The organism is Paracoccus yibinensis, from assembly GCF_030846195.1.
In the GTDB taxonomy this organism is placed as follows: Bacteria; Pseudomonadota; Alphaproteobacteria; order Rhodobacterales; family Rhodobacteraceae; genus Paracoccus; species Paracoccus yibinensis.
The window spans coordinates 464,265-480,485 of the sequence record NZ_JAVCWH010000002.1; the positions used below are offsets into that span (position 1 = coordinate 464,265).

Consider the following 16,221-nt stretch of genomic DNA (forward strand, 5'->3'; position numbering starts at 1 on the left):
GATCTGACGGCGGGATGGACCAGCGATGCCTGACGGTCAAGCCCCTCGCGGCGGATCGGAACGCGCCGGTAGATGTCTTAACCATCCGTTAGGAAACGACTCGGCATGGAGCGAACTTATGTTTATCATGATCTTGTAGTAATAGCGTATCTGCGTTCCTGGATGCGCGCGGTGACGAGGGTAAAGAATTGTCGGAATGGAAGGACGACAAGATGTCGTATCCGCCCGAAGCGGATCGGACAGGCCGGATCGTGCAGCTTGCCGATTTCAACCCGACTCAGCCTGCCCGCATCATGGCCGACATGCGCGCCTATTGGGACAGCCTGCGAAGGGGCCGGGCCGTGCCCGCCCGGTCCGATATCCAGCCCCAGGGGATCCGGCGCGCGCTGGATTATGCCTTCATCCTGGAACGGATCGCCCCCGGCGCCGCGCGGTTCCGCCTTGCCGGACAGCACCTGATCGACCTGATGGGAATGGAGGTGCGGGGCATGGCCTTTTGTTCGCTGGCCCATTCCAGTTCGCGCGGCCGGTTGTCGGATGTGCTGGAATCGGTGTTCCGCGCACCGCAACTGGCCCAGATGACGCTGCACGCCAAAGCCGAATATGCCCGGCCCGAACTGTCGGCGCGGATGCTGCTTCTGCCCCTGTCCTCGGATCTGGGCGACGTGACGCGCGCCCTTGGCTGCATCATCGCCGAAGGCCAGATCGGTGTCGCCCCCCGCAGGTTCGACCTGATCCAGGACGAGGTTCTGCCCATCATCGAAGGCGGCAAGACCTTGATCCCCTCCCCCTCGGATCCCGGCCGGGAGGGGTGGTCCGCCGGAGGCGCACGGACGGGAAAGCCCGCCAGGCCCGCAGGACCGGCCGCGCCGGAGCGCAGCCTGGGCCACGCCGACAGGGAACGCAGGCCGTCCCAGTTCCAGCTGATCACCCTGCCGGGACCGTCACGTCCATCGGGTCAAACCGAATGATCAGGACCGGATAATCACGCCAGCAGCCAGGGACGCATCTTCCGGTGCCAGCGATAGATTGCGGCCGGCGCAGCCTCACCGCGCCCGGCCGAGAACAGCATCTGGTCCTCCTCTCGCTGGAAGCCCAGGTTCTTCAGCAGCCTGCGTGAGGGCAGGTTGTCCAGGAACACGTCGGCGAGCAATTCGGGCGGGTCGAACCGGGCGATGATCTCGTTCAGAAAGGCGCGCGCCATCTCCTCTCCCAGACCCTGCCCCGCCAGGGCCGGATCCAGGAAATAGAAGACGCGCCACGGATCGCCCCCGCTGATGCCGATCGACCCGGCGATCCGCCCGCCATGCCGCACGGTCAGGCGCATGGGCGGCAGCAGTCCGTCCGACCGGAACAGGGGTTCCATCTCCTCGGGCGCCATGTCGGGATGGAACACCAGCAATTTCGACGCCACCTCGGGGATGGTGACGATGCGATGCAGATCGGGCAGGTCGGCTGGCTGGAAAGGCTGGATCAGCAGGCGCGGCGTCGTCAGGACGATGGGATGGCGGCGGGCGAAATCCTGTCGGGACAGGCGCAGCGACAGGCCGGGCAACTGCTGCTGCCGGGGCTGCGACCACAACGTGACCTGGCCGCATGGCTGAAAACCCAGCCGCGCCAGCAGCGCCGCACAGCGAGTGTTGTCCTGGACGTGGTTCGCCCTTGTCTCGTCGGCGCCACCAAGGAAACGGCGGGACAAGGCAAGGACCGCTGCCCGTTCCGCAAGCCCCCGGCCCTGCGCGTCCTGCGCCATCCAGATCCCGAAACTGGCCGAGGCGCGGACCATGCCCACCAGACGGCCCTCATGACGGACGGCATGTTCGTCAAGACCGGCACCGGCAACGAAGGCCGCCGCATCATCAAGCCCATAGGGCCAGGGCACGGCAGTCAGCCATTGCGCCACATCCCAGCCGGACAGGGCATCGGCGATGGCGGGCGCATCCTCGGGCCATGGACGGGTCAGGACCAGGGCCGCCACCGCGTTCAGCCCATCGGGACGACGCGCACCGCGCCGCCCTTGGCCGACAGTGCGATCTCTCCCTGTGCAAGGCGCAGGGCGTCGTGTCCGAACACCTCGGCCCGCCAGCCTTTCAGCGCGGGCAGGTCGCGGTCCCCCTGGGCGATGGCGTCCAGTTCGGCCGAGGAGGCGATCAGCTTGGGCGCGACCCCCGATTCATCCGCCTTGGCCTTCAGAAGAACCCGCAGCAGGTCGGACAGCGCGGCATTGCCGGGCCTGCCCGGTTCCTCGGGCTTGGCCTGGGGCAGGTCCTTCGAATCGATCCCGGCCTTGACGGCGGCAAGGATGCCATTGGCGATGTCGCCCTTGCGCGCCTCGCGCAGAAGCAGGCGGGACCGGCCCAGATCGGCCTCGGTCAGGGGCTTGGTCGAGGCGACCTCGATCATGGCGTCGTCCTTGAAGACCCGCGACCGGGGAATGTCGCGTTCCTGGGCATAAGCCTCGCGGAAGCGGGCCAATTCGCGCAGGATCGCCAGGAAGCGGGGCGAGTTGGTGCGCGTGCGGACCTTGAGCCAGGCTTCCTCGGGGCGGGTGATATAGGTTTCGGGGTCTTCCAGGACCGCGATCTCCTCGGCAAGCCAGCCTTCGCGGTTGTTCTTGCGAAGCTCGGCCGACAGGAATTCATAGATGACGCGCAGATGCGTCACGTCGGCCAGGGCATAGGCCTTTTGCGCGTCCGACAGGGGGCGGCGCGACCAGTCGGTGAAGCGCGACGACTTGTCGAGGTTGGCCTTGGCGATCTTGCGCACCAGGGTTTCATAGCCGACCTGTTCGCCAAACCCGCAGACCATCGCGGCCACCTGCGTGTCGAACAGAGGCACGGGGAACAGGCCCGCGTCGTGAAAGAAGATCTCCAGATCCTGGCGGGCGGCATGGAACACCTTGACGGTGCCGGGGTGGCGGAACAGGTCGTACAGCGGCTCCAGCGACAGCCCCTCGGCCAGAGGATCGACCAGCACGGCCTCTCCTCCCGGCGCCTTCGGCGTCGATGCGGGCGGAACCGCAAGCTGGATCAGGCAGAGCTTGGACCAATAGGTCCGTTCGCGCAGGAATTCCGTATCGACGGTGACATAGGGGGCTGACTTCGCATTCTCGCAGAACAGCGCGAGGTCGTCGGTCCGGGTAATCGTGATGATGTCGTCGCTCATGAGGGCTTTCGCAGGGCGGTTCGTCCGCCGGATCCGGCTGACATAAGACCAAGCCTTCGCCTTGGAAAGTCCTTTCGGTCAACCAGCCTGACGGATCACAACGGCCGGATGTCGCCCTGCGCGCGCGTTGCGTGAAAATCGGTCACGAAATCATCCAGCCGCCCTTGGGTGATTGCGTCGCGCAGGCCCGCCATCAGTTCCTGGAAATAGTGCAGGTTGTGCCAGGTCAGAAGCATCCCGCTGATCATCTCGCCCGCGCGGAAGACGTGGTGCAGATAGGCGCGGGAATAGCCGGTGCAGGCCGGACAGGTGCAATCTTCGTCCAAGGGGCGGGGGTCGTCGGCGTGACGCGCGTTCTTTATGTTGACCTGGCCTCGCCGCGTCCAGGCCTGCCCGGTGCGGCCCGAACGCGAGGGCAGCACGCAATCCATCATGTCCACGCCCCGCTGAACGGCGCCCACGATGTCGTCTGGCTTGCCCACGCCCATCAGATAGCGCGGCTTGTCCTGGGGCAGGAAACCGGGCGCATAGTCGAGGACGCCGAACATCGCCTCCTGCCCCTCGCCCACGGCGAGGCCGCCGATGGCGTAGCCGTCGAAGCCGATGGATTTCAGGGCTTCGGCGGATTCCTCGCGCAAATCCGGCGTGACGCCGCCCTGCATGATGCCGAACAGCGCGTGTCCGGGGCGGTCGCCAAAGGCGTCGCGTGACCGCTGCGCCCAACGCATCGACAGGCGCATGGATTGGGCCACCGCCTCCTCGCTCGCCGGCAGTGCCGGGCATTCGTCGAAGCACATCACGATGTCGCTGCCCAGCAGGCGCTGGATTTCCATGCTGGTTTCGGGAGACAGCAGGTGGCGGGATCCGTCGATATGGGACGAGAACGTCACGCCGTTTTCGGTCAGCTTGCGCAGGGCGGCCAGCGACATGACCTGGAACCCGCCCGAATCGGTCAGGATCGGCCGGTCCCAGTTCATGAAGCGGTGCAACCCGCCCAGACGCGCGATCCGTTCCGCGCCGGGGCGCAGCATCAGGTGATAGGTGTTGCCCAGCAGGATGTCGGCCCCGGTCGCCCGCACCGATTCCGGCAGCATCGCCTTGACCGTGGCGGCAGTGCCCACGGGCATGAAGGCGGGCGTGCGGATTTCCCCGCGCGGCGTGTGGATGGTGCCGGTCCGCGCGCGGCCGTCGGTCGCGTGAAGGGTGAAATGGAAACGCTCGCTCATCGGGGGGCCTGCCTGTGGAACCGGGCGTGTCTAGCGAAAGGGAACGGGCTTCGCAATCCGCCCTCTCTGGACCTGAGGGGGGTTGGCGCCTATATGAAGGCAAATTCGACAGGAACACGCCATGACCGATTTGCAGGAAGGCGCCCCGCTGATTGCGCCCTCGACCACGGACCACCCGCTTTATGACGGCGTGGTGGAAGCCTGCAAGACCGTCTATGACCCGGAAATCCCGGTCAACATCTTCGACCTGGGGCTGATCTATACGATCCAGATCAACCCCGAGAACGAGGTGCGCGTCGTCATGACCCTGACCGCGCCCGGCTGCCCCGTCGCGGGCGAGATGCCGGGCTGGGTCGCCGACGCGGTCGAGGCCATTCCGGGGGTCAAGCAGGTCGATGTGGAAATGACCTTCCAGCCGCAATGGGGGATGGACATGATGTCCGACGAGGCGCGGCTGGAACTGGGCTTCATGTAGGCCGCCTTTGGCGGCGGTCGCCGGGGGACTTCACGTCCCCCTGACCCCCTGCGGGATATTTGGACCAAGGCAAAGAACCCGCCTGTCTTGATGGAGGCGGGCCGGGGGATTATCTTTGGGGTGAACAGAAGGAACGCGCCCATGTTTGCCATTCCCGGATCCGTGCCGGTCACGATCACCCCTGCCGCCGAACGCCAGATCGCCCGGCTGATGGCGGGCAAGAACGCCTTCGGTCTGCGCATCGGGCTGAAGAAGGGCGGCTGCGCGGGCATGGAATACACCATGGATCTGGTCCAGGCGGCGGAACCCAACGAGGAGGTCGTCGAACAGGGCGCGGCCCGGGTGCTGATCGCGCCCAAGGCGCAGATGTTCCTGTTCGGCACCGAGATCGACTATGAGACCGGGGTCCTGGAATCGCAGTTCCGGTTCCGCAACCCGAACGTGACCGACGCCTGCGGCTGCGGGGAATCCGTGCGGTTCGAACCGCTGGAAGGAAGCCGCGCCGCCGGTTGATGCGGCGATTCGCGCCCGGTTTCGTCGCTATCATCATTGCGAAGCCCGGCCCCTGCCCCTAAGCCTTTGCAAACGTTTGGAGGGACAGCATGGCACCGCGTAAACTGGCTGCTGGAAACTGGAAGATGAACGGTGACCTGGCCGCCCTGGCCGAGATCGACGCCCTTGTCACGGCCCATCCGGCCCCCGGCTGCGAGGTCGTGATCTGTCCGCCGGCCATGCTTCTGCATCCGATGAAGGCACGGGCCGGCGCTGTCATCGCCCTGGGCGGGCAGGATTGCCATGCCAACCGGTCGGGCGCGCATACGGGCGACATTGCGGCAGGCCAGTTGAAGGATGCGGGCGCAACCTATGTGATCCTGGGGCATTCCGAACGCCGTGCCGATCATGGCGAGACCGATGCGATGGTGGCGGCCAAGGCCGCCGCCGCCCATGCCGCCGGCCTGACGGCGATCATCTGCGTAGGCGAGACCGAGTCCCAGCGGGACGGCGACGAGACGTTGACCGTCATCGCCTCGCAATTGGACGGGTCGATCCCCGAGGGAGCCACGGCAGCCAATACCGTCATCGCCTATGAACCTGTCTGGGCTATCGGCACCGGGCGCACCCCCACCACGGACCAGATCGCCGAGGTTCACGCGCTGATGCGGGAACGCCTGGCGGGCAAGGTGCAGGATGCGGCGCAGGTGCGCCTGCTTTACGGTGGCAGCGTCAAGCCCGGCAACGCAGCCGAGATCTTTGCCGTTCCCGATGTGGACGGTGCCCTGGTCGGCGGAGCAAGCCTGAAGGCCATCGACTTCGGGCCGATCATCGCGGCCCTGGCAGCGGCTTGACCGCGGCGTCCACCGGCAGGGGCGCGACCGAAACGCGTCCCTTGCCGGCCCGCTTGGACCGATAGAGCGCCACGTCGGCGTCATTCAGCATCTGGTCGATGCTGTCCGGGCCATAGCCTGCGGACAGCACGATCCCAAGGCTTGCCGATACCGCGCAGTCCTCCGGCGAAATCGCCTCGATCCCCTGGACGATCCGCATGCCGATGGCGGTCAATGCCTGGCAGGTCCAGCTTCCCCCCAGGATAAGAACGAATTCGTCCCCGCCGATCCGGGCGACATGATCGCGCGACCGCACCGCCCGGCCCAGCACCCGCGCGACATTTTCCAGCAGCCGGTCGCCCGCGCCATGTCCAAGCCGGTCGTTGACCTGCTTGAAATTGTCCAGATCCAGGTGAACCAGGGCAAAGCCCTGCATGTCGCCCTTGGGGTCCAGGGCATTGCGCATGACCGCCTGCAAGCCCCGGCGGTTGAGCAAGCCTGTCAGGGCATCGGTATGCGCCTCACGCTCGGCATCCTGGCGGGCCAGCATCAGATGGCGGTTGAAGCGGGCCAGTTCCTGCTGGATGGCGCGGTTCGCCTCTTGCAGGAACATGAGTTCAAGCGCCAGTTCGGTGGGGGCGAAATCCCCCTCGGTCAGGCCGAAGGTGGCGACCGCGTCCGACAGCGACACCCCGAAGCCGAAATTCAGCAGCAGCCCCCCGAAGCCCGGCGCGACGACATGGCCGCGCAGCATCAGCTGGCGGTGATGGCGCAGGCGCAGGGCTAGGCGGTCGCCCGGTTCCGCCGCGCGGATGGCGGCGATGACATGGCCGGTCGCGATGCCCCGCGCCTCGACGAAGATATCCTCGACCCCCTGGGCGCCGGGCGGCATCAGCTTGCGCATGGTGGGGCCGGCGAAATGGATCAGCCCGCAATCGGCGATGCACAGATGCATGGGCATCATGCGGTCCAGGGCCGCCTGCCCCAGGGTCAGGGCATGGGTCATCGCGCCTGTCCCCTGGCCGACAGGTGGAAGGTGCGCGCGGCGGCGAAGGCCGAATCCGACACGTCGATGCACAGCCCTCCGTCCTGTCGGAAGATCACGCAAAGCGTGCCGTAATCATCGGCCATGGCCCGCAAGAGACCGGCCAGCAGGGACGTCCAGACGGGCGACCCATCCGAGAACGTGACCCAGAGCAGACCGTCATCGCTGCGCGACAGGCTGATTTCGGGGATATCGACATCGTCCGTGATCAGCCGGATGCGGTCCGGCAATTCCTCGAGCCGCAGAAGGAAATCCAGGAAATCACGGCCGCAAAAGCGCAGCAGGCGCCAGATTTCCTCTTGCTGGACCAGCCAGGCCCCCAGATCCTCGACCAGTTCATCGACAGGCTTGTCCAGATTGCGCGCGGCGTCATGCAGCAACCGGCCCGGGGGCAGGGTGTCCGCCTGGCTTTCGGGGGAAACCGATTGCTCGATCAGGAATTTTTCGATCGCGCGGCTGACCAGATCGTGCATGTGTCACCTCCGCCGCCCGTGATAAGGGCAAGAGGTGAAGAAATTCCCAACGTCAGATGTCCCAGCCGTAACTGCCGGGACCGGCCAGGGCGGTGCGGGCCTGCATCAGGTCCCCCGGCACGACCTGCAAATCCGCCGCAGCCTCCAGCACCCGCTGGTCGTCCTCCAGCAGATAGTCCAGGACGTGCAGCGCGATGTCGGGATTGCCGGCGGCTTGGCGCAAGTCCTGGGGCTGAAGGCCGGTCGCGCCCAGGAACCCGCCCAGCAGTTCGGGCCGTTCGACCATGTAGAGAAGAACGCCCATGGCCAGATCCTGCGCGGATTCTCGCGTATATGTCATCACATGTTTCCCTGATGCGGCCCAGTCCTGCCTGTTTGGAAACCCTTTATTAAGGAATCAATGCAATTCTTTGGAAAATTGTCGTAAAGGGGCGTTATCTGTGACTGCGCGTATCCTCATCGCGGAAAGCAGCGCAACCAGCCGGATCAGCCTCAAGGTCAGGCTGTCTGGCGCCTGTTACGATGTGCTGGCGGCCGCGTCGGCAAGCGAACTCCTGTCGCAACTGCGCCTTGGACGCCCCGATCTGATTCTGTTGGGACCGGGCTTCACGGATTTGCCGCTGGCGGATTTCTTTCAACTGGTGTCCGTGGAACGCCCCCGCACGCCAGTCCTGGTCCTGGCCAACGGCCAGCGCCGGGTCGAGGCGCTGGAGGCGGGCGCGGCGGCCGTTCTGGATCCCCGGGTCGATGAACAGATGCTTCTGGCCCGGGTCCGTGGCCTGTTGCGGGACGCCGAGGCGGACGATTCCCCAGAATTCGGGATGGCCGAACAGGCGGCGGGCTTTTCCCATGCGCCGTCCGGCAATGTCGTCCTGGTGGCCGATCAGCCCGCGCGTGCGCAACGCTGGCGCCATGTCCTGCAACCGCGCCTGAACTGCCGGTTCGCCATATCCAGCCCCGACGAAACGCTCAGCGCGGCGGCGCAGGGCGATGGCGCGGATCTCTACATCATTGCGGCAGACATCGACCGCAAGGGCGACGGCCTGCAGCTTCTGTCGGAACTGCGGTCGCGGAACGGCTCGAAGGAGGCGGGCTTCGCCGTCCTCGTCGCGCCCGAGCGCGAAGAGCTTTGCGCCATCGCCCTGGATCTGGGCGCGGGCGAGGTTCTGCCCCTCGACCCGGCCGAGGACAACAATGCCGAAATCGCCGCGCTGGCCTTGCGCAACCAGTTGGACCGCAAGCGCCGCGCCGACAGCCGGCGCGAAGAGATGAAGCGCAACATGGCCTGGGCCATGTCCGATCCCCTGACCGGCCTTTACAACCGCCGCTATGCCATGCCCCGCCTGGTCGAGATCGCGCGCGGCGCCATGCGGCGGCAATCGGGTTTCGCCGTGATGGCGCTGGATCTGGACCGCTTCAAGGCGATCAACGACAGCTTCGGCCATGCGGCGGGCGACGCCGTCCTGTGCGACATCGCCCACCGGGTCGAGGAGATCGTGTCCAGCCGGGGCCTGACCGCCCGCCTGGGAGGAGAGGAGTTCCTGGTGGTTCTGCCCAACGCCACCGAGGCCGAGGCGTTTCGGATGGCCGAGGAAATCCGCCGCGCCGTCGAAGCCCAGCCGACGCTGCTGCCCCGCATCTCGGGCGGAGGAGAGGTTCAGGCGACGCTGTCGATCGGGGTGGCCATGGAACAGACGCCCTTCTGCATCAGCCGCCCCGACATCCTGGCGGAGATCGCGCTGGAGCGTGCGGACCGCGCGATGATCGCCGCCAAGTCGCTGGGGCGCAACCGCGTGCTGATGGCACCGACGCAGCCGGTCTGCTGAGGGGGCGAAAGGCGCGGGAACCGGTCTGGTATCCGAATGGATCAGCCCCTACATTGGCAGCGTCCGACCAAACCGGAGATTGCCATGTCGTCCCAAGCCGCACCGTCCGATATGTCCGAACGTCCGACCGGACAGGCGGTGCTTCGCGGCGCCCTGGGCCGCTGCCCTGCCTGCGGTGAGGGGAAGCTGTTCCGGTCCTTCCTGAAGGTCGCCGATCATTGCCCCGCCTGTGGCGAGGCGATGCATCATCAGCGCGCCGACGACGGCCCGGCCTATCTGACGATCCTGCTGGTCTCGCACCTGGGCGCGCCGATCCTGCTGGCCAGCTATGTCGCCTGGCGGCCATCCGCGATGACGATGATCTGGACCTTCGGCCTGGGTGCCGTGATCCTGTCGCTGCTGCTGCTGCCGCGCATCAAGGGGGCCTTCGTCGGTCTGCAATGGGCGCGGCGGATGCACGGGTTTGGCGCGGAACCCGTGACGCAGGCGTGACCGACCCCACCCCCATCCGCGATGCGGCGACCGTCATCCTGCTGCGCAGGACCGCGGGCGGCAGTTCGGTCCTGATGGGAATGCGGGGCGCGGGGGCGGTCTTCATGCCGTCGAAATACGTCTTTCCAGGGGGCGCGGTCGATGCCTCGGATTCGGCCGTTTCGCTGGCAGCCCCCCTTGCGGAACCGCATCGCAGCCGCTTGGCACAGGAACCCCGCCCCAATTGCGCGCCCGATCCCGATGCCATTGCCGCCGCCGCCCTGCGCGAACTGGCCGAGGAAACGGGCCAGTTGATCGGCCGTCCCGGTCGCTGCGACTGGCCCGGCTTTGCCGAGGCGGGGCTTGCCCCCGACGCCGCCTCCCTGACCTATCTGTTCCGCGCCATTACACCGCCGGGCCGCCCGCGCCGGTTCGACGCGCATTTCTTCGTGGCCGATGCCGCCTGTCTTGCGACCGACCCCGATGATTTCAGCCGCGCCTGCGACGAGCTTTCGCACCTGCACTGGGTGCCCCTGCCCCAGGCGCGCGCGCTGGACCTGCCCTTCATCACCGAGGTCGTGCTGGCCGAACTGGCCGACCTGATCGCGGGCCTGGCGCCCGACGCGCCCCTGCCGGTGCCCGACACGGTGCCTTTCTTCGACAACCGCACCCCTGCCCCGCGTTTCGCGCAGATCGCCTAGCGTCCGGTGAACCGCGCCGGGCGCTTTTCCAGGAAAGCCGTCACCCCTTCGACGAAATCGGCCGTCCGGCCTGCCGCGCCTTGCAGCCGAGCTTCCAACGCAAGCTGCGCGTCCATGTCGTTCTGGGTCGAGGCGGTGACGGCGTCCCGGATCGCCAGATAGGCGGCGGTCGGGCCTTGCGCCAGTTGGCGCGCGCGGGCGGCGACCCCTTCGGCGAAGCCCTCATCCGGCAGCGCCTCCCAGATCAGGCCCCAGTCGGCGGCCTGGCGGGCGCTGACGGGTTCGGCGAACAGCATCATGCCCATTGCCCGCGCCATGCCCACGGCGCGCGGAATGACAAAGGTGCCGCCCGCATCCGGGACCAGCCCGATCCGCGCGAAAGCCTGGATGAAACTGGCGCTTTCGGTCGCGATCACCACATCGGCGGCCAGGGCCAGGTTCGCCCCCGCCCCCGCAGCCACCCCGTTCACCGCCGCGATGACCGGCGCGCGGCAGGCGCGGATCGCCCGCAGCATGGGTTCGTATTCGTTCCGCAGCGTGCCTTCCAGATCGGCTGCCGCCGCCCGGTCGGTCAGATCCTGGCCCGAACAGAAGCCGCGCCCCGCCCCGGTGATGACCAGGCAGCGCGCATCCCCCTGCAGGGTCTGCACCGCGTCCGTGATCTCGGCCCGCATCCGGCTGCTCAGGGCGTTCATCACCTGCGGGCGGTTCAGGGTCAGCGTGGCGACGCCCTCGCTGACGGCGAACTGGATGGTTTCGTAATTCATGGCGGTCCCCCTTGTTGGGGGCATCATGACCGAAACCGCGCAGGGGAAAAGCGCGACCCGGCGTCAGTCGCGCATGATCTGGTCCAGCCGGTCACGCTCGGCCTGGCTGAGCGCCGGGGTGTCCTCGGGGCGGGCCGTTGCGCGGCCCCGCAGAAAGCGCCAGGCCCCCAGCAAGGCCAGCAGTGCCATGACGGGTCCGGCCAGCCACAGGACCAGATTGCCGCCCTGCGCGCGGGGTTCGAACAGCACGAACTCGCCGAAACGGTCCACGACGGCGTCGATCACCTCGTCGTTGCTGTCGCCTGCAACGATTCGTTCGCGCACATACAGACGCAAATCGCGACTGATCGGCGCGTTCGATTCATCGATGTTTTCGCCTTGGCAGACAGGGCAGCGCAGCTTTTGGGAAATCTCGCGCGCCCGTGCCTCGGCCGCGGGATCGGGCAGAACCTCGTCGGGCTGCACGGCGAAGGCGGTCATGGGCAGTAGCAGGGCGAGTGCAAGGACAAGCTGTCTCATTCTGCGGCCACCGCTCTCGCAGGCGCCGGGCGGGCGCCGGCAGCCACGCGATACCGGCGGTCGGACAGGCTGACGATGCCGCCAAGCGCCATCAGCAGGGATCCGGCCCAGATCCAGTTGGCGAAGGGCTTGATATAGGTGCGCACGGCCCAGCCCCCGTCGGCCTGGGCATCCCCGATCACCAGATAGATGTCGCGGAAGACGCCGTTGTCGATCGCGGCTTCGGTCGTGGGCATGGCCTGGACGGGATAGACCCGCTTTTCGGGCCGCAGCACTGCCACCGGACGCCCATCTCGCGCGACCTCCATGACGGCGGTGGTCGAGATGTAGTTCGGCCCCTCCACCTCATCGACGCTGGCAAGGGTGATGTCGTAATCCGCAACCCGGAATGGTTGGCCGACCTGCGCCACGCGGATATCCTCGACCTGCCAGGCGGTCAGCAGGGCGACGCCGATAAAGGTGACGCCCAGGCCCCCATGGGCAATGGCCTTGCCCCAGTCGGCGCGCGGCAGGCGCACCAGCCGCGACAGGCCCGACTGGCCGGTGCGGTGGATCAGTTCTGCCACCGCGCCGAAGATGATCCAGGCACCCAGCCCCGCGCCGATCACTGCGATGGCGGACCGCCCCGTCGAGACGGCAAAGATCAGGGCCATCACCGCCCCCGTCAGCGCCAGAGCGGGCCACAGGGGCCGCATGACCCGGCCCAAGGTCGCGCGTTTCCAGGGCAGGATCGACCCCAGGGGCAGCACCATCGCCAGCACCACCATGAAGGGGGTGAACGCCTGGTTGAAGAAGGGCGCGCCGACCGACAGCTTGCGGTCCCACAGCATCTCGGCGATCAGGGGCCACATCGTGCCGATGAAGACCACGAAGGCTGACACGGCCAGCAGGACGTTGTTCAGCACCAGGGCGCCTTCGCGCGACACCGGCGCGAAGATCCCCTTGGCGGTCATCTGCCCCGCCCGCGCGGCATAAAGCGTCAGCGCCCCGCCGGTGAAGAACACCAGGATCCCCAGGATGAAGACACCCCGGGCCGGGTCGCTGGCAAAGCTGTGGACCGAGGTGATGACGCCCGAGCGCACGATGAACGTGCCGATCATCGAAAATCCGAAGGCCATGATCGCCAGAAGGATGGTCCAGCTTTTTAATGCCTCGCGCTTTTCGACGACGATGGCGGAATGCAGCAGGGCTGCGGCCAGCAGCCAGGGCATGAAGCTGGCGTTTTCCACCGGATCCCAGAACCAGAAGCCACCCCAGCCCAGTTCGTAATAGGCCCACCAGGACCCCAGCGCGATACCGATGGTCAGGAACATCCAGGCGGCCAGCGTCCAGGGCCGCACCCAGCGCGCCCAGGCTGCGTCCACGCGACCCTCGATCAGGGCGGCAACCGCGAAGCTGAAGGCCATCGAGAGGCCGACATAGCCCAGATAAAGGAAGGGCGGATGGAACGCGAGGCCCGGATCCTGCAGCAGCGGGTTCAGGTCGCGCCCGTCGAAGGGCGGGCTTGCCAGCCGCAGGAACGGGTTCGAGGTGAAGATGATGAAGGCATAGAAGGCCGCGCCGATCGCCGCCTGCACCGCCAGAACCCGCGCCCGCAAGGCCGGGGGAAGGTTGTCTCCGAACACCGCCGCCGCTGCCCCGAACAGCGCCAGGATCAGCACCCACAGAAGCATCGACCCTTCGTGGTTCCCCCAGACGCCGCTGATCTTGTAGAGCATCGGCTTGGCGGTATGGGAATTTTCATAGACCAGCTTCAGCGAGAAGTCCGAGGTGACAAAGGCCACCGTCAGCGCCGCGAAAGACAGTCCGACCAGCAGGAACTGCGCCACCGCGGCAGGCCGGGCGCTGTCCATCCATCCTCCCCACCCTTTCGAGGCCCCGACCAGCGGCACCACCGTCTGATACAGCGATACCGCGAAGGCGAGGATCAGGGCGAAATGGCCGAATTCAGCTGTCATGGCGGCGATCCTTCCGTGTCCGCCCAACATAGAGCCATGCAAAAGGGGGGAAAAGTCCCCCCTTGGTCGCCGTGGTCAGTTTTGCGTGCGCCGGGCTGCGGCCTAATCGCGCAGGCCTGCCACCCAGTCGCGCAGCGCGGCATTGTCGGCAAAGTCGTCGTCGGGCCGAACCGCTGCCGTGACCTGCTGGGTGGTCGTCACGCTGGTCTTGACCTCTTGGGCGGGCCAGACCCGATGGCGGAAATGATGCGCCTCTCGCGCGCCGAAATAAAAGCCGACAATGGCGCCCAAAAGCCACCACAGGGGTTCGGGCACCTGTTGCAGCCCGACCATGCGCAGGCCGAAGCCCTCCGGTTCGATCATGGCATAGATGAACAGGGCCATGGTCCCCAAGGCCAGAAGCGGTCGGGGAAGGCGGTTCAGGCCGTTGACGAAGCTGTCGAAAAAGCCCGGGCGGACGGTCTGGAATTCCTGTCCCAGCTGGTTGATCGCGCGGGCATAGGCCTCCTCCTCAAGCTCCATCTTGCGGGTGGCGTTCTGGGTAAAGACCTCGGCCATGCCGGTTGCGGCGCTGCCCAGGGCGGTGACACCCTGGCCCAAGCCGATGAAGCGGTCGATCATGCCCATTTGGCGGTCCTTTCGCGATGCTCGGCCTCGGTCAGGTGATAGCGGGGGCTGATGAATTCCTCGGCTCGGGTAATCCAGCCGCCCTTCCCGCCCGCCTTGCTGCGTGCATATTTGCGGCTGGCAGGGCGCTGATCGGCCAGGGCGTAGTAATAATTCCGCCGCGCGATCCCATAGGCATCGGCGAAATGCGCGGGCGCGGCAGTCGCCGCATCATGGGCGGCGGCAATGGTCTGCGGCCCGATCACGCCGTCGGCGGTCGCGGAAAAGCCCATGCGCGCGACCAGCCGTTGCAGGATCTTCACGGCATTGGCGCCCGCGTTGACATACATGTCGAAGACGCTGGCCTGCACCGCAGGCGGCAATTCCGACAGGCGCGGACGGCGGAAGTAATGTTCCACGAAAATCTGCTGCGCCTGGGCGCGGGTCAGCATCTTGACGTCGGTCGCATCGACCCGCCCGTCCTTGTTCAGATCCAGGCCAAGGGACTTCATCGTCCCGATGGTGACGCCATAGTTGGTGGCCCCGCCCGGATCGTCGGGATCGTTCACGTAACCGCCTTCCCGCGCGACGATCTGGGCCGCGACCTCTTCAACGCTTGGCATGGAAAACCCCCGTCCTGCACATGAGGCACAAGGGTGACGAGGCTGCGTTAACGGGTTGTTAACCAGCCGTGCGTTGCTAGCCCCGCAGGGCGTCCAGCAGCATCTGCAGGGCATGGTCCACGGTCGCGGCGCGCACCTGGCGGCGTCCGATGGCACCGAATTCGACCGTTTCGGTTCGGGTGCCGAAAGGCTGGGCAATGCCGAAGCAGACACGGCCTTCGGGCTTGTGCTCGGACCCGCCGGGACCGGCGATGCCGGTCACCGACACGGCAATGCCCGCCTGCGACAGGCGCAGCGCGCCGGATGCCATTTCGGCCGCCACTTCCTCGCTAACGGCGCCATGTGTCTCCAACGTTGCGGCGCGCACGCCCAGCATCTGCTGCTTGGCGGCGTTGGAATAGGTGACGAAGCCCCGGTCCACGGCGTCGGACGATCCCGGCACCTCGGTCAGGGCGCCTGCGATCAGCCCGCCCGTGCAGCTTTCGGCGGTGGCGATCATCACGCCGCGCGCGCGGGCGGCGTCAAGGATATCGGCGGCAAGGCTCACAGCATCGGCTCCAGCACGGCATGGTAAAGGCCCGCCAGCGCGACGGACCCGATGCCCGCGAACAGCCCTGCCCACAGGTCGTCCATCATCACCCCCACGGCCCCGCCCTGTCGGTCGGCGCGGCCCACCAGCCAGGGCTTCCAGATGTCGAACAGGCGGAACAGCAGGAAGGGCACGACAAAGCCTGGCCAGGCGTCGAGGATCGAGATCCCGTGGCGCCACAAGGGGATGACGGTGAAGGACATGGCGAGCCACTGACCCGCCACTTCGTCGATGACGATTTCCGAAGGGTCTTCGTCGGTGGTCATGCGCAGCGCCTGCGGCACGGCCCAGAAGCCGATCAGGGCGGCCAGCACAGCGCCCAGCGGGATCAGCAGCGCGCCCCCGGCCTGATAGATCAGGACGGCCAGCAGGACGGCAAAGGCCGATCCCCATGTGCCGGGACCGGGGCGCAGGCGGCCGATGCCGAAGACGGTGGTGATCATCGCGATCAT

Annotated in this window: 20 protein-coding genes; 7 read left to right on the forward strand and 13 right to left on the reverse strand. The window is 66.9% G+C overall.

Annotated elements, in window-relative coordinates:
* Positions 1-212 precede the first annotated feature (212 nt).
* Positions 213-971: a PAS domain-containing protein gene (locus tag RAH32_RS05895; RefSeq protein ID WP_306606038.1), complete on the forward strand. Its 759-nt coding sequence runs from the start codon at positions 213-215 to the stop codon at positions 969-971.
* Between the two features lie 14 nt (positions 972-985).
* Here the strand turns inward: RAH32_RS05895 and RAH32_RS05900 are convergent, their stop codons facing one another.
* The 3 genes from RAH32_RS05900 to tgt form a co-directional block, all read right to left on the reverse strand.
* Positions 986-1,978, reverse strand: a complete 993-nt coding sequence (locus RAH32_RS05900) for a GNAT family N-acetyltransferase (RefSeq protein ID WP_306606040.1) — start codon at positions 1,976-1,978, stop codon at positions 986-988.
* Between the two features lie 5 nt (positions 1,979-1,983).
* On the reverse strand, positions 1,984-3,153 hold the full coding sequence (gene rnd, locus RAH32_RS05905) for a ribonuclease D (protein ID WP_306606563.1): 1,170 nt from the start codon (positions 3,151-3,153) through the stop codon (positions 1,984-1,986).
* A gap of 107 nt (positions 3,154-3,260) precedes the next feature.
* Complete coding sequence (gene tgt / locus RAH32_RS05910; RefSeq protein WP_306606042.1) at positions 3,261-4,391, reverse strand: tRNA guanosine(34) transglycosylase Tgt; 1,131 nt, start codon at positions 4,389-4,391, stop codon at positions 3,261-3,263.
* A 121-nt stretch (positions 4,392-4,512) separates the two neighbouring features.
* On the opposite strand from tgt, the gene RAH32_RS05915 reads away from it, so the two are divergent.
* The 3 genes from RAH32_RS05915 to tpiA all read left to right on the forward strand — a co-directional run bounded on the left by RAH32_RS05915 (position 4,513) and on the right by tpiA (position 6,212).
* The gene (locus RAH32_RS05915; protein ID WP_306606044.1) at positions 4,513-4,866 is read left to right on the forward strand and encodes an SUF system Fe-S cluster assembly protein; all 354 of its coding nucleotides are present in this window, start codon (positions 4,513-4,515) and stop codon (positions 4,864-4,866) included.
* 141 nt (positions 4,867-5,007) lie between these two features.
* The gene (locus tag RAH32_RS05920) at positions 5,008-5,379 is read left to right on the forward strand and encodes a HesB/IscA family protein (protein WP_306606045.1); all 372 of its coding nucleotides are present in this window, start codon (positions 5,008-5,010) and stop codon (positions 5,377-5,379) included.
* 89 nt (positions 5,380-5,468) lie between these two features.
* Positions 5,469-6,212: a triose-phosphate isomerase gene (gene tpiA, locus RAH32_RS05925; RefSeq protein WP_306606047.1), complete on the forward strand. Its 744-nt coding sequence runs from the start codon at positions 5,469-5,471 to the stop codon at positions 6,210-6,212.
* Here the strand turns inward: tpiA and RAH32_RS05930 are convergent.
* Genes RAH32_RS05930 through RAH32_RS05940 form a run of 3 tightly spaced genes read right to left on the reverse strand, consistent with a single transcriptional unit; the run spans position 6,187 to position 8,049 of the window.
* Positions 6,187-7,197, reverse strand: coding sequence for a GGDEF domain-containing protein (locus tag RAH32_RS05930; RefSeq protein WP_306606049.1), 1,011 nt, complete (start codon positions 7,195-7,197; stop codon positions 6,187-6,189). The genes tpiA and RAH32_RS05930 overlap by 26 nt on opposite strands.
* Positions 7,194-7,709, reverse strand: a complete 516-nt coding sequence (locus tag RAH32_RS05935) for a heme NO-binding domain-containing protein (protein ID WP_306606052.1) — start codon at positions 7,707-7,709, stop codon at positions 7,194-7,196. Before RAH32_RS05935 ends, RAH32_RS05930 begins: the two co-directional genes overlap by 4 nt.
* A 52-nt stretch (positions 7,710-7,761) precedes the next feature.
* Positions 7,762-8,049 carry a DUF3572 domain-containing protein gene (locus tag RAH32_RS05940; protein ID WP_306606054.1) on the reverse strand — a complete coding sequence of 96 codons (288 nt, stop codon included), beginning with the start codon at positions 8,047-8,049 and terminating at the stop codon, positions 7,762-7,764.
* 100 nt (positions 8,050-8,149) lie between these two features.
* Here RAH32_RS05940 and RAH32_RS05945 point away from each other — a divergent pair, with 100 nt between their 5' ends.
* The 3 genes from RAH32_RS05945 (at position 8,150) to RAH32_RS05955 (ending at position 10,707) form a co-directional block, all read left to right on the forward strand.
* Positions 8,150-9,535 (forward strand): diguanylate cyclase, encoded by a 1,386-nt coding sequence (locus RAH32_RS05945; RefSeq protein ID WP_306606056.1) that lies wholly within the window; start codon positions 8,150-8,152, stop codon positions 9,533-9,535.
* 84 nt (positions 9,536-9,619) lie between these two features.
* Positions 9,620-10,027: a DUF983 domain-containing protein gene (locus RAH32_RS05950; RefSeq protein WP_306606058.1), complete on the forward strand. Its 408-nt coding sequence runs from the start codon at positions 9,620-9,622 to the stop codon at positions 10,025-10,027.
* Positions 9,976-10,707, forward strand: coding sequence for an NUDIX hydrolase (locus tag RAH32_RS05955; protein ID WP_373429671.1), 732 nt, complete (start codon positions 9,976-9,978; stop codon positions 10,705-10,707). Before RAH32_RS05950 ends, RAH32_RS05955 begins: the two co-directional genes overlap by 52 nt.
* Here the strand turns inward: RAH32_RS05955 and RAH32_RS05960 are convergent.
* The 7 genes from RAH32_RS05960 to RAH32_RS05990 form a co-directional block, all read right to left on the reverse strand.
* On the reverse strand, positions 10,704-11,474 hold the full coding sequence (locus tag RAH32_RS05960; RefSeq protein WP_306606062.1) for an enoyl-CoA hydratase-related protein: 771 nt from the start codon (positions 11,472-11,474) through the stop codon (positions 10,704-10,706). The genes RAH32_RS05955 and RAH32_RS05960 overlap by 4 nt on opposite strands.
* Before the next feature lie 63 nt (positions 11,475-11,537).
* Complete coding sequence (locus tag RAH32_RS05965; protein WP_306606064.1) at positions 11,538-11,993, reverse strand: cytochrome c-type biogenesis protein; 456 nt, start codon at positions 11,991-11,993, stop codon at positions 11,538-11,540.
* The gene (locus tag RAH32_RS05970) at positions 11,990-13,951 is read right to left on the reverse strand and encodes a heme lyase CcmF/NrfE family subunit (RefSeq protein ID WP_306606066.1); all 1,962 of its coding nucleotides are present in this window, start codon (positions 13,949-13,951) and stop codon (positions 11,990-11,992) included. The genes RAH32_RS05965 and RAH32_RS05970 overlap by 4 nt, the downstream gene beginning before the upstream one ends.
* 102 nt (positions 13,952-14,053) lie before the next feature.
* Complete coding sequence (locus tag RAH32_RS05975) at positions 14,054-14,578, reverse strand: holin family protein (protein WP_306606068.1); 525 nt, start codon at positions 14,576-14,578, stop codon at positions 14,054-14,056.
* Positions 14,569-15,180 carry a holin-associated N-acetylmuramidase gene (locus RAH32_RS05980; RefSeq protein ID WP_306606070.1) on the reverse strand — a complete coding sequence of 204 codons (612 nt, stop codon included), beginning with the start codon at positions 15,178-15,180 and terminating at the stop codon, positions 14,569-14,571. Before RAH32_RS05980 ends, RAH32_RS05975 begins: the two co-directional genes overlap by 10 nt.
* A gap of 76 nt (positions 15,181-15,256) precedes the next feature.
* Positions 15,257-15,727, reverse strand: a complete 471-nt coding sequence (locus RAH32_RS05985; protein ID WP_306606072.1) for a CinA family protein — start codon at positions 15,725-15,727, stop codon at positions 15,257-15,259.
* Entirely contained in the window at positions 15,724-16,221 is a 498-nt protein-coding gene (locus RAH32_RS05990; RefSeq protein WP_306606074.1) for a phosphatidylglycerophosphatase A family protein, read from the reverse strand. Before RAH32_RS05990 ends, RAH32_RS05985 begins: the two co-directional genes overlap by 4 nt.

What these genes read in the sequence shown, in the direction of transcription:
- tpiA (WP_306606047.1), top strand. Translation starts at nt 5,469, where the DNA reads ATGGCACCGCGTAAACTGGCTGCTGGAAACTGGAAGATGAACGGTGAC.
- tgt (WP_306606042.1), bottom strand. Translation starts at nt 4,391, where the DNA reads ATGAGCGAGCGTTTCCATTTCACCCTTCACGCGACCGACGGCCGCGCG.
- RAH32_RS05930 (WP_306606049.1), bottom strand. Translation starts at nt 7,197, where the DNA reads ATGACCCATGCCCTGACCCTGGGGCAGGCGGCCCTGGACCGCATGATG.
- RAH32_RS05935 (WP_306606052.1), bottom strand. Translation starts at nt 7,709, where the DNA reads ATGCACGATCTGGTCAGCCGCGCGATCGAAAAATTCCTGATCGAGCAA.
- RAH32_RS05960 (WP_306606062.1), bottom strand. Translation starts at nt 11,474, where the DNA reads ATGAATTACGAAACCATCCAGTTCGCCGTCAGCGAGGGCGTCGCCACG.
- RAH32_RS05975 (WP_306606068.1), bottom strand. Translation starts at nt 14,578, where the DNA reads ATGGGCATGATCGACCGCTTCATCGGCTTGGGCCAGGGTGTCACCGCC.
- RAH32_RS05955 (WP_373429671.1), top strand. Translation starts at nt 9,976, where the DNA reads ATGGGCGCGGCGGATGCACGGGTTTGGCGCGGAACCCGTGACGCAGGC.
- RAH32_RS05990 (WP_306606074.1), bottom strand. Translation starts at nt 16,221, where the DNA reads ATGATCGCGATGATCACCACCGTCTTCGGCATCGGCCGCCTGCGCCCC.
- RAH32_RS05965 (WP_306606064.1), bottom strand. Translation starts at nt 11,993, where the DNA reads ATGAGACAGCTTGTCCTTGCACTCGCCCTGCTACTGCCCATGACCGCC.
- RAH32_RS05950 (WP_306606058.1), top strand. Translation starts at nt 9,620, where the DNA reads ATGTCGTCCCAAGCCGCACCGTCCGATATGTCCGAACGTCCGACCGGA.
- RAH32_RS05940 (WP_306606054.1), bottom strand. Translation starts at nt 8,049, where the DNA reads ATGACATATACGCGAGAATCCGCGCAGGATCTGGCCATGGGCGTTCTT.
- RAH32_RS05970 (WP_306606066.1), bottom strand. Translation starts at nt 13,951, where the DNA reads ATGACAGCTGAATTCGGCCATTTCGCCCTGATCCTCGCCTTCGCGGTA.
- RAH32_RS05915 (WP_306606044.1), top strand. Translation starts at nt 4,513, where the DNA reads ATGACCGATTTGCAGGAAGGCGCCCCGCTGATTGCGCCCTCGACCACG.
- RAH32_RS05980 (WP_306606070.1), bottom strand. Translation starts at nt 15,180, where the DNA reads ATGCCAAGCGTTGAAGAGGTCGCGGCCCAGATCGTCGCGCGGGAAGGC.
- RAH32_RS05920 (WP_306606045.1), top strand. Translation starts at nt 5,008, where the DNA reads ATGTTTGCCATTCCCGGATCCGTGCCGGTCACGATCACCCCTGCCGCC.
- RAH32_RS05895 (WP_306606038.1), top strand. Translation starts at nt 213, where the DNA reads ATGTCGTATCCGCCCGAAGCGGATCGGACAGGCCGGATCGTGCAGCTT.